General features: G+C 42.6%; 12 protein-coding genes. All 12 read left to right on the forward strand.

Features of this window, described 5'->3' with window-relative positions:
• Window positions 1–273 precede the first annotated feature (273 nt).
• The 12 genes from ltnD to ubiE all read left to right on the forward strand — a co-directional run bounded on the left by ltnD (window position 274) and on the right by ubiE (window position 12,149).
• Complete coding sequence (gene ltnD / locus PR809_RS09070; RefSeq protein WP_102139089.1) at window positions 274–1,182, forward strand: L-threonate dehydrogenase; 909 nt, start codon at window positions 274–276, stop codon at window positions 1,180–1,182.
• Window positions 1,179–2,456 (forward strand): 3-oxo-tetronate kinase, encoded by a 1,278-nt coding sequence (otnK, locus tag PR809_RS09075; RefSeq protein WP_206276486.1) that lies wholly within the window; start codon window positions 1,179–1,181, stop codon window positions 2,454–2,456. Before ltnD ends, otnK begins: the two co-directional genes overlap by 4 nt.
• Window positions 2,449–3,090: a 3-oxo-tetronate 4-phosphate decarboxylase gene (otnC, locus tag PR809_RS09080; protein WP_004260842.1), complete on the forward strand. Its 642-nt coding sequence runs from the start codon at window positions 2,449–2,451 to the stop codon at window positions 3,088–3,090. Before otnK ends, otnC begins: the two co-directional genes overlap by 8 nt.
• Before the next feature lie 10 nt (window positions 3,091–3,100).
• Window positions 3,101–3,880, forward strand: coding sequence for a 2-oxo-tetronate isomerase (otnI, locus tag PR809_RS09085; protein ID WP_102139087.1), 780 nt, complete (start codon window positions 3,101–3,103; stop codon window positions 3,878–3,880).
• 12 nt (window positions 3,881–3,892) lie between these two features.
• On the forward strand, window positions 3,893–4,660 hold the full coding sequence (locus tag PR809_RS09090) for a DeoR/GlpR family DNA-binding transcription regulator (protein WP_004260836.1): 768 nt from the start codon (window positions 3,893–3,895) through the stop codon (window positions 4,658–4,660).
• Between the two features lie 63 nt (window positions 4,661–4,723).
• Entirely contained in the window at window positions 4,724–5,683 is a 960-nt protein-coding gene (denD, locus tag PR809_RS09095) for a D-erythronate dehydrogenase (protein ID WP_206276487.1), read from the forward strand.
• Window positions 5,684–5,693: 10 nt separating this feature from the next.
• Window positions 5,694–7,070: a GntP family permease gene (locus PR809_RS09100; RefSeq protein ID WP_094961394.1), complete on the forward strand. Its 1,377-nt coding sequence runs from the start codon at window positions 5,694–5,696 to the stop codon at window positions 7,068–7,070.
• A 289-nt stretch (window positions 7,071–7,359) separates the two neighbouring features.
• Window positions 7,360–8,118, forward strand: coding sequence for a uridine phosphorylase (gene udp / locus PR809_RS09105; protein WP_042848832.1), 759 nt, complete (start codon window positions 7,360–7,362; stop codon window positions 8,116–8,118).
• Between the two features lie 274 nt (window positions 8,119–8,392).
• Window positions 8,393–9,175: a tyrosine-protein phosphatase gene (locus tag PR809_RS09110; protein WP_096865127.1), complete on the forward strand. Its 783-nt coding sequence runs from the start codon at window positions 8,393–8,395 to the stop codon at window positions 9,173–9,175.
• A gap of 149 nt (window positions 9,176–9,324) precedes the next feature.
• Entirely contained in the window at window positions 9,325–9,855 is a 531-nt protein-coding gene (locus PR809_RS09115; RefSeq protein WP_102139085.1) for a DedA family protein, read from the forward strand.
• A 107-nt stretch (window positions 9,856–9,962) separates the two neighbouring features.
• A complete protein-coding gene (rmuC, locus tag PR809_RS09120) occupies window positions 9,963–11,318 on the forward strand; it encodes a DNA recombination protein RmuC (protein WP_102139084.1) in 1,356 nt (451 codons plus the stop codon).
• 75 nt (window positions 11,319–11,393) lie between these two features.
• Complete coding sequence (gene ubiE, locus PR809_RS09125) at window positions 11,394–12,149, forward strand: bifunctional demethylmenaquinone methyltransferase/2-methoxy-6-polyprenyl-1,4-benzoquinol methylase UbiE (RefSeq protein WP_102139083.1); 756 nt, start codon at window positions 11,394–11,396, stop codon at window positions 12,147–12,149.

Raw genomic sequence — 12,149 nt, forward strand, 5'->3', positions numbered from 1 at the left:
ATGATGCATTGAATATAGTGCAGTAGAAAAATAACGGTTTTTCATTTGTGAATTAAATGTGAGTAAACGCAATGGGCATCACATTTTTTATCACATTATCTTGTGAAGGGGGTGTTGAGGGTTTTGTTCATTTAATTTGTTTTGATTCAATTGGTTACATTTTATTTGTTGGTTTTTTATATTATCTCAAATGTGATGTTAGTCATGTGTTTGTGAATTTTATTGTGTGAAAATTCACAACAGTCACGAAGATTAACAATATCAGGGGTCATTATGGGAAATTTCGTTAATAAAGTTGGCGTGATTGGCCTAGGTTCTATGGGGATGGGGATCGCACAATCTCTTATAAAAAATAACATTCCTACCTATGGATTTGATTTAAACCAAGGTGCTTGCGAAAGCCTACTTCGTGGTGGAGCTGTTGCAGTGGGACAAAATGCAGCGGAATTCGCCCATGAGATTGACGCTTTATTGTTAGTGGTCGTCAATGGTCGTCAAGTTGAAGCGATTTTATTTTCGGGTGAACAGCCTCTTGTTGAGCAATTACGCCCCGGTACAGTTATTGTACTGCATAGCACACTCTCCGCTGAGCAAACAAAAAATATCGCTCAGCGCCTTGCCTCATATCAATTACCGCTTGTAGATGCGCCTATTTCAGGCGGTTCAATTAAAGCCGCTGAAGGGAAGTTGACCATAATGGCTTCAGGTGAGCCTGCTTTATTTGAGCGGCTTTCACCCGTATTTGACGCTATTTCTGAGCGCTTATATCGTGTAGGGGATGACGTTGGCTTAGGCTCAACCGTCAAAACGATTCACCAGTTATTAGCTGGGGTACATATTGCGGTTGCTGCAGAAAGCATGGCTTTAGCCGCCAAAGCGGGTATTAACCTTGATGTGATGTATGACATTGTTACCCATGCAGCTGGAAATTCATGGATGTTTGAAAACCGCATGCAACATGTTCTAGATGGTGATTACACCCCAAAATCGTCAGTCGATATTTTTGTCAAAGATTTAGGGCTAGTGATGGAAACAGGGAAAGCATTAAATTTCCCGCTCCCACTAGCTTCAACCGCCCATCAAATGTTTATTTCAGCGAGCAATGAAGGTTTTGGTTTGCAGGATGACAGCGCGGTTATCAAAACATTTAAAGGTATTACTTTACCGGAGAAAAAAGCATGACAGTGAAGTTAGGCGTAATAGCGGATGATTTTACCGGTGCGACTGATATCGCAGGCTTTATGGTGCAAAACGGTTGGAAGGTCGTCCAATTATTAAATGAACCCGATGAAAACACACCGGTACCACAAGATGTTGATGCCATAGTCATCAGTTTAAAAAGCCGCTCTTGTCCTGTCGATGAAGCTGTTAATGCATCGACCAATGCGTGCAATTGGCTGAAACAAAAAGCGAATTGTCAGCAAATTTTCTTTAAATATTGCTCGACGTTTGACTCAACTGAAAAAGGCAATATTGGTCCCGTTACAGATGCATTGATGGCGCAACTGGGAACAGGCTTAGCATTAGTTTGCCCTGCGTTACCAATTAACGGCAGAACAGTTATTCATGGTCATTTGTTTGTGAATGGCCAGCTACTTAATGAAAGTGGCATGCAGCATCACCCTGTAACCCCAATGACCGACGCAAATTTATTGCGTGTGATGGAAAAGCAATCAAAAGGCAAAGCAGGTTTAGTCAGACTTGATGATATTCAAAAAGGCAGTGACGTTGTTAGCCAAAAACTTGCCGAATTAGCTCAACAAGGTGTGAGTTACGCGGTCGTTGATGGCTTGACGATGGATGATTTGCTTCCTATCGCACAAGCGGTTAAAGCGATGCCATTGTTAACTGGGGGTTCCGGCCTCGGTGCTGCACTGGCCAATGTGGATAGCCAATGTTCATGGGGCGGCACAACGCAACGAGGTGAAAAACCAACAGGTAAAAACAGGAAAACAGTTGTTTTATCGGGGAGTTGCTCGGTAATGACCAACAAACAAGTGCAAGCTTATCAGCAAGTTGCTCCTGCAAAAATGTTGGATGTGGGTGAATGTTTAAATAACTCAGAGTATGCCAAAACATTAGCTGATTGGGTGCAAGCACAGCAACTAACCGGTTTAGCGCCAATGCTTTATGCCACTCAATCACCTGAATTATTGAAACAGACACAAGAAAAATATGGCGCAGCGGAATCAAGTTCCGCGGTCGAGAAGGTATTTGGTGAAGTTGTCGTGCTGTTGAAAGCGCAAGGGTATGACACCTTTATTATTGCTGGCGGCGAAACCTCTGGAAAAGTGGTTCAAAGCCTTGGGACAGAACAATTAAGTATTGGTTCACCAATCGCCCCTGGTGTGCCATGGGTACAGGACTTAGCAAGCGGTAACTGGTTGGCGCTGAAATCAGGTAATTTCGGCCAAGAAAATTTCTTCCAGTTTGCACAGGAGATGTTTAATGAGTGATGAAAAGGCGCTGCGCCAAGAGTTAGTCGATTGGGCTAAATCAATGTTTAACCGCGGCTACAGTAGCGGTGGCGCAGGAAATATTAGTGCTCGGTTACCTGATGGTTCGATTATCGTGACACCGACAAACTCCAGTTTTGGTGATTTAGACCCTAACAAACTGAGTAAGCTCGATGCACAAGGCAATTGGATTGGGGGAGATAAACCGACAAAAGAAGTTTCTATGCATATGGCGATGTATCTGCAACGCCCTGATTGCCAAGCGGTTGTTCATCTTCACTCACCTTGGTTAACGGCGTTGTCTTGCTTGCCGGGGTTAGATACAAAAAATTGTTTGCCTCCAATCACACCATATTATGTGATGCGAGTGGGGAAACTGCCATTGATTGAATACTTGCCACCGGGGGATGACCGAATTGGTGAGGAAATTGCAAAATTAGCACCGACACATAATGCGGTATTGCTATCGAATCATGGCCCGGTCGTGGGTGGTAAAACATTAAGACAAGCTTTCTTCAATGCAGAAGAGTTAGAAGATACCGCTCGCTTATATATCACATTACGCCCACATGGCTTTACAACATTAACGCAAGAGCAAGTTGAACAGCTCGAAAGTCGTTATCCACAAAAGTAGCGAGGCGAAAATGGCTAAATTTGCTGCAAATCTAAGCATGATGTTTACCGAAGTGCCTTTTATACAGCGCTTTGAGCGAGCTGCAAATGCAGGGTTCAAAGGTGTTGAATATCTTTTTCCTTATGAAGAAGATGCCGATGTCATTGCTGGTGAGCTGAGTAAACACCATTTAACTCAGGCTCTGTTTAATATGCCAGCAGGAAATTGGGCACAAGGTGAGCGCGGAATGGCGTCGATCCCAGGTCGTGAGAACGAATTTGCCGAAGGCGTACAGACCGCATTGAAATATGCGAAAGCGTTAGGTTGTAAACAAGTTCATGCGATGGCAGGAAAAGTGAATGATAACTATACACTTGAACAGCAAACTGCGTGTTATATCAAAAACATTCAATATGCGGCCGATGTGATGGCTGAGCACGGTATTCGTGTGCTTATCGAACCCATCAATACCCGTGATATGCCCGGATACTTTTTGACCACGCAAAAACAAGCTGAAGCATTACTGCCTGAAATTAATCGTGAAAATGTCTTTATCCAGTTGGATTTATATCACTGCCAAATTATGGAAGGTGATTTATTGAAAACAATTGAGCGTTTATGGGGTAAATTTAGTCACATTCAGATAGCGTCAGTCCCTTATCGTCATGAACCGGATAGCGGTGAAGTCAATTACCCATGGATTTTTAAGCAATTAGATGAAATGGGTTATGAAGGCTGGTTAGGATGTGAATATCATCCAGCAGGCCGTACCGAAGATGGATTAGGCTGGCTTAAACAAGCAAATTCATAATTAGGAGAACCTATGCTCCCTTCTGAGCGTCGTGATTTTATTTACCGTTACGTGCATGAACATCAAACCGTATCGATCAGTGACTTGGTTGAGTTAATGAATGTCTCTCATATGACAGTGCGACGTGATATTCGGATGTTAGAAGAAGAAGGGAAGGTGCTCAGTATCAGTGGTGGCGTTAAGTTAAATGATGTATTGCGCCAAGAGCTACCTTGGAGTGAAAAGGCACGGTTGCATCATCGCCATAAGCGTGAAATTGGCCAGTTTGCCAGCTCATTAGTTGAAGATGGGCAAGTGGTCTATCTCGATGCGGGAACAACCACCTTTGAGATAGCACGCGTACTTGGCGAGCGTTTTAATTTAACGATTGTCACCAATGATTTTTCTATTATGCAGTACTTAATGAATAAATCGCAGCTAAACCTATACCACACCGGGGGATTAGTGGATAAACGTAACCATTCTAGTGTCGGAAATACGGCTGCGATGATGCTGAAAACGCTCAATGTTGATATTGCTTTTATCAGCACCAGTTCATGGGATTTGCAGCATGGGGTTTCTACTCCACATGAGGAAAAAGTTCAGATAAAACAAACGCTATTGGATGTTGCTCGCCGTTGTGTGCTGGTTTCAGACAGTAGTAAGTTCGGCAAATATGGCATGTTTCGTGTTTGCCCATTGAATCAATTGCACGACATCATTTGTGATGATCAATTGCCAACTGATGTGGTGCAGCGGATAACAGAACAAAACATAAAACTTCATTTAATCAAGACATAAAACATAAATAATCTTACCTAAAACTGCATAGCCAGTTAAAAGGCTATAGCAAGGAGAATTACAATGAAAGTTATTATTACTGGTGGCGCAGGCTTTCTGGGCCAGCAGCTAGCCGCTGCTTTGCTTAAAAATCGCCAGGGTTTAAAATTTGACCACCTTGTTTTAGCCGATATTCAATGCCCTACATCACCGGTTGAAGATGCCAGAGTCAGTTGTGTTGCGTTAGATTTAACGCAAGCAGGGGCAGCTGATAAACTGATTGATGCACAAACCGATGTGGTTTTCCATCTTGCAGCTATCGTAAGTAGCCACGCTGAAAGTGATTTTGACTTGGGAATGAAGGTTAACTTTGAAGCCACTCGCCAATTATTGGAAGTCGCTCGTGCCAAGAACCCTGCAATCAAATTTATGTTCACCAGCTCCCTCGCTGTGTTTGGTGGTGAGCTACCTGATGTCATCACAGACTTGTGCGTCGTTAACCCACAGTCGTCCTATGGCGCTCAAAAAGCCATGTGTGAATTGATGGTCAATGACTATTCACGTAAAGGCTTTGTTGATGGCCGTGTGATGCGTTTGCCAACCATTAGTATTCGTCCGGGTGTGCCAAATAAAGCGGCCTCTTCATTCGCAAGTGGCATTATTCGTGAGCCATTAAATGGGATTGAAAGTGTTTGTCCTGTCTCCCCTGACCTCGCGCTATGGTTATCGAGCCCTGAAACTGTGATTAACAACTTTATTCATGCAGTGAGTATCCCTGCTGAGAAATTCGGTAAATCACGCACTGTGAACCTGCCAGGTATCACCGTTACCGTCCAAGGTATGATTGATGCGTTACGTGATGTTGCAGGCCAAGAAGCGGTAGATCTGATTCGCTTTGAACCTGACGAAGCCATTAACAGTATTGTGGCGAGCTGGCCGGGCAAATTTGATATCAGCCGTGCATTGGGTCTCGGTTTCCGTGCCGATGGCTCGTTTGGTGATGCGATCCGTTCGTTTATCACCAACCACGGTTCGTCTAAGTAGGAGATAGCCTATGTCCTATATTCCTATTATTGGCCTCGCAGTGGCCATATTTGTCCTGATCTTTTTAGTATTACGAACGCGTGTTCATGCGTTATTAGCAATGCTAATTGCTGCGGCAATCGCGGGTATATCCGGTGGTTTGACCGCGGCAGAGACGGTGACAGTCATCACAAAAGGCTTTGGGTCAACACTCGGTAGCATCGGTATTGTTATTGGACTCGGGGTAATGATGGGAAGGGTGCTGGAAGTTTCAGGTGCTGCTGAACAGATAGCTTATAGCTTTATCAAATGGCTAGGTAAAAAACGCGAAGAATGGGCGTTAGCAATTACCGGTTATATTGTCAGTATTCCTATCTTTGTTGACTCTGCTTTTGTGATTTTATATCCATTGGCAAAAGCATTAGCCAAAAATGGTAAACGTAGCATACTGACTCTGGGCGTTGCACTCGCTGGTGGGTTGGTGGTGACACACCATACTGTTCCACCGACTCCGGGGCCTTTAGGCGTTGCAGGGATTTTTGGTGTCGATGTTGGCGCGATGATCCTCGCGGGTATGAGCCTCGCTATTCCTTGTGTTATCGGTATTGTTTTGTATGCAAAATGGTTAGGGACTAAGTACCCTGAATTTATGCCAGATGAAACGGGCAGCGAAGACCTGAAAGAAGTTCACGCTCGTTATATGGAAGAAAAAGCGAATAAACCATTACCCAGCCTGTTCTTATCGCTTTTACCAATTATCACACCTATTTTGTTAATTTTCATAAATGCAATCAATGGGTTAATTCTAAAAACAGAATCTTTCCAAGGCATGGAAAGCAATTGGTACTTCCAAACGTTTGAATTTTTAGGCGCACCAATTATCGCATTATCAATTAGTGTGTTGATCTCTGTTTACACATTAATGCCCAAAGCAACAAAAGAAGAAGTCATCGACCGTATGGAAGAAGGCTTACAAGCAGCCGGTATTATTCTGCTTGTTACGGGGGCTGGTGGTGCATTAGGTGCGGTACTGCGTGATAGTGGCACAGGAAATATTCTTGCTGAACATGTAGCAAATCTGCCAATTACACCTGTATTGATTCCGTTTATTATTGCGACCTTGGTTCGTTTGATTCAAGGCTCGGGTACAGTAGCAATGATTACCGCAGCATCTATTTCTGCTCCAATCATTAGCCAAATACCTGATATTAACTTATTGGTCGCGGCGCAAGCGGCAACCATGGGGTCTCTGTTCTTCGGTTACTTCAACGATAGCCTGTATTGGGTGGTGAACAGAATGATGGGAATTAAGGACGTTAAACAACAAATCATTGTTTGGTCTATTCCGACCACCATTGCGTGGGCGATAGGTCTAGTTGGAGTCCTCGTTCTTGATGTAATTCTCTAGTATAGCGTTACTATTTTTAGTTCTGCCAAATAATCAAAGCGCCCAGTAATCAGGGGCGCTTTTGTCGTTATGTCAAACTTTCATCTATACTGATGGCAATGGGTGTTAAAGAGAAATAAAATCAATGAACATATGTGATGTAAATCACTAAATAATGAAATCAAACTTTTATTGTTTTCATTAAAGGTGATGTTCATCACTAAAAATTTATCGTTTTCTCGTTATATTACAAATAACGATTAATCAGTATCGACTGATTTAATGATGCCATTGTGTAAAGGAGTTTGAAATGTCCGACGTTTTCCACTTAGGTTTAAAGAAAAGTGACTTACAGGGTGCGACCGTAGCGATTGTTCCTGGGGATCCTAACCGTGTTGAAAAAATTGCACGTCTGATGGATAACCCTGTACACCTTGCGTCATTACGTGAATATACCTCTTGGCGTGGTGAACTTGACGGAAAAGCCGTCATTGTTTGCTCAACGGGTATTGGTGGTCCATCAACATCGATTGCCGTAGAAGAACTGGCACAACTTGGTATCCGTACTTTCTTACGTATTGGTACAACAGGTGCAATTCAAGAAGATATTAATGTCGGTGATGTGTTAGTCACAACGGGGGCTGTACGTTTAGATGGCGCTAGCCAACACTTTGCACCATTAGAATACCCTGCTGTTGCTGATTTTAACTGTACCAATGCGCTTTATGCCGCAGCGAAAGATGCGGGCGCAACCGTTCATGTCGGTGTCACCGCGTCATCAGATACCTTCTACCCCGGTCAAGAGCGTTATGATACCTATACCGGCCGTGTAATGCGTCATTTCAGAGGTTCGATGAAAGAGTGGCAAGACATGGGCGTAATGAACTATGAAATGGAATCAGCCACATTGCTGACTATGTGTTCTAGCAGTAAAGGGTTACGTGCTGGTATGGTTGCGGGGGTTATCGTAAATCGTACCCAACAAGAAATTCCAAATGAAGCGTTACTGAAGAAAACGGAAGGTAACGTATTAAGTATTGTGGTTGAAGCTGCACGCCGCTTACTGTAGTCCGTGATTTACTGGCTCGCTTACTTGGCTTTCACTCGGTTGTGGACAAAAAGTAAGCGGGCTTAGTCCTCTTATATATCCCTTATTTCTCTTTATTTCCTTTATAAATATTACAATTGTTAATTAATTTACAGGAAATATTCTGATCCTCTTATTCGCTAGATCTGTTATTGTCATAAAAACAATTATCAATATTATGTGCCCTTAAATTATTCAGGTTACATTTGTTTTGTTGTTAACTGGAATAAAAGCTGTAGGGCGAAAAGGAATTATTATGTCAACAACACCTTATCTTCATCCTTCTGTTTTGCCTTTAAAAGGCGGTATTAACTTCCGCGATCTCGGTGGTAAAAAACTCGCTAATGGTGGAAAAATCAAGCCTGGAGTCCTGTTCCGTTCCGGTGCGTTAGACCGATTAACACAGGAAGACGAAGCGGTTTTACGTTCACAAAATCTTTTCCAAATCATTGATTATCGTGATGAAGCTGAAATCTTAGATAAGCCTGATGTTATTTGGCAAGGCGCACATTATGTTCATGCTCCAGCAAATCCGTTAGCTAAAGAAGTCACCGCGAATTTAGATAAACTCACACCAGAAATATTGGAACAGTTTGATCCACAAGCCTTCATGTTTCGTTTATATGAATTATTACCGCTGAACAACCCTGCTTATCACCAATTGGTCAATTTACTCAAGCAGCCAGAAAAAGGCGGGATCGTGCAACACTGTGCGGTAGGAAAAGACCGTACTGGGGTCGGGTCTGCACTCGTATTATTTGCGTTAGGGGCAGATTTAGACACAGTAATGGAAGATTACTTACTGACTAATGAAACACTTGCGCCATACCGCAAGCATTTACTCGAAGAGCATGCAAAAACGATGGACGAAAGCATTGTGAAAAAATTTGAGTATGTCTATTCAGTACGTGAAGACTTCTTGAGAACGGCCCTAAACAGCATTGAAAGCCATTATGGCAATGTTGACCAATGGCTAGAAAAAGATTTTGGCTTAGGAAGGCAACAACGAGAAGCACTGCAAAGTCAGTTTTTGGACTAAGTTTCACTAACTGTAAGATGAGTTGTGGATGATCCATTTTTCTGTATCCACAACTCGGTTTTTCCAAAGGTGTTTTTGCTTTGTTTAACTTTGATTTACCACTTTTTCGCTACAGTATTCTGATTATCCCCTTATGAAAGGAACTGACCGTGACACTCCATGAAATTGTCACCATAGTGACGGACTTTACACGCGAACATGAAGTATGGGCGCTTCCTATTATTTTCTTTTTGGCGTTTGGGGAATCTCTGGCATTTTTATCACTTTTGTTACCCGCCACGGTGATTTTACTCGCACTTGGTGCTTTGATTGGCGAAAGTAATATTGCTTTCTGGCCAATATGGTTAGCGGCCGCACTCGGTGCTTTCTTTGGGGACTGGCTCTCTTATTGGATTGGTTATCATTACAAAGAAAATGTACGTCATATGTGGCCGATTTCTCGTAACCCACAAATGATTGATAAAGGGCAGCGTTTCTTTGACCGCTGGGGTATCTGGGGCATTTTCTTTGGGCGCTTCTTTGGTCCTTTACGAGCCATTGTTCCCTTGGTTGCTGGGATTTGCGCAATGCCACAACGGCATTTCCAACTCGCCAATATCGCTTCTGCGATGATTTGGGCATTTGGTATTTTAGCGCCAGGGGCTCTGGGCCTAAAGTGGTTCGCAAGTTGGATTGGCTAAGCTTGCGAAGCGCTTCGCAAAATTTTCTTTGATAGCTAAATTACCTCTGGACACTTATACAGTATCCCATTACCTTACACTAGACTTTGTAAAGTAAGGATTTAACCGTGGATACCTCTCTTTTATATGCTGTTATTGGGGCGTTGAGTGGCGTTTTAGTTGGTGGTTTAGCCACTTGGTTCTCTATTGCCCAAAAAATTGCGCAAAAAGATCAGGAACTGCAGCAACTCAACCGTCAACTTGCAGCAAGTGACGAAAAAAATATTCACCTTGCGCAATGGAAAGAAGAATATGACAGGCTAGATCAAGAACTGCGTACTCAAAGGGACATCAACCGAGAACAAGAAGCAGAACTTCGCGAGGTCATCACCCGTTTTGAGCAAAACCAGCTAGCAAACGAAGAAAAACAGCGAATTTTACAAAATAGTGAACAACGGCTGACAGCACAATTCGAAAACTTAGCAAATCGTATTTTTGAACAAAATGAGCGCCGTGCATCAGAGCAACAACAGAAAAGCCTATTGGCGATGTTGTCACCTTTTCGTGAGCAATTAGAGGGGTTTCGTCAGCAAGTTCAGCAAAGTTTTGGTGAAGAAGCCAAAGAGCGCCACACTTTAGCCTATGAAATTCGGCAATTACAGCAGCTCAATAATCAAATGACCAAAGAAGCGGTTAACCTGACACGAGCTTTGAAAGGGGATAACAAAATTCAAGGGAACTGGGGCGAAACCATTCTTACCAGAATTCTCGAAGTCTCAGGTTTACGTGAAGGAAGTGAATTTGAAACTCAAGTTAGCATCAATACAAGTTATAATAGCCGTTATCAACCGGATGTGATTATCCATCTTCCTGAAGGTAAAGATGTGGTCGTTGATGCCAAAATGTCGCTAGTTTCTTATGAACATTACTTCAATAGCGAAGACCCACATGAACAGCAACAAGCATTGAAAAACCATGTGGCTTCTATCCGCAATCATATGCGTATGTTGAGTCGTAAAGATTACCACCAGTTACCGGGAATTCGCTCATTGGATTACGTTTTAATGTTTATCCCTATTGAGCCTGCTTATTTACTTGCTTTGAAAGAGGCTCCCGAGTTACTTGATGAAGGAATTAAACAGAATATTATGTTAGTTTGTCCTTCAACATTGTTAGTCGCAGTAAGAACGATTAATAATATATGGCGGTATGAACGCCAAGGGCAAAATGCTCAAGAGATAGCAAACAGAGCAGCGAAAATGTATGACAAGCTGCGTTTGTTTGTTGATGATATGCAAGTTTTAGGCGCCAGTCTTGATAAAGCGAATAATACTTACCTATCGGCAATGAAGCGCCTTGCTCAAGGACGTGGAAATTTAATTAGCCAAGCGGAAAGTTTTAAAGAGCTCGGAGTCGAAATTAAGCAACCTATAGCGCCTCAATTAGTTGAGCGGTCTGATACGCCTAATTGTGCGGAATCTTAGACTTCTGATAGGGTTTTGGCTCAAAGACTGTTACACTTCCTACAAAAGTTTGAATGATAAGCAGGCATAAGAGAAATGACTGAACCAACTAAAGAAACCATTGATTTCGGTTTCCGTACTGTCGGCAAAGAAGATAAAGCTGGCCTAGTAGCGAATGTTTTTCACTCAGTAGCATCAAAATATGACTTAATGAATGATTTAATGTCATTTGGTATCCATCGTATTTGGAAGCGTTTTACCATTGAAGCGAGCGGAGTACGTCGTAATCAGCGAGTACTTGACCTTGCAGGTGGAACAGGTGACTTAACTGCTAAATTTTCACGTTTAGTAGGTGAAAAAGGCGAAGTCATACTCGCAGACATTAATGACTCAATGCTAAAAATGGGGCGTGAGAAATTACGTGACCTTGGTATTGTCGGTAATGTTAATTATGTGCAAGCCAATGCGGAAGAGCTGCCATTCCCTGATAACTATTTTGACTGCATTACTATCTCTTTTGGCCTGCGTAATGTCACTGACAAAGACAAAGCGCTACGCTCTATGTTCCGAGTGCTAAAACCAGGTGGGCGTTTATTGGTATTAGAGTTCTCAAAACCAATTATTGAACCTTTGAATAAAGCTTATGACGCCTATTCATTCCATATACTCCCTCGTATTGGTCAGGCGATCGTTAATGATCCCGATAGCTATCGTTATTTAGCTGAGTCAATCCGCATGCATCCAAACCAAGAAACACTAAAAGGTATGATGGAAAATGCAGGTTTTGAACAAGTGTCGTACACCAATATGACAGGTGGAATTGTCGCATTGCACAAAGGGTTTAAATTCTAA

Origin of the sequence: Providencia sp. PROV201 (assembly GCF_028479545.1) — a bacterium.
GTDB classification, from domain to species: domain Bacteria; phylum Pseudomonadota; class Gammaproteobacteria; order Enterobacterales; family Enterobacteriaceae; genus Providencia; species Providencia huaxiensis.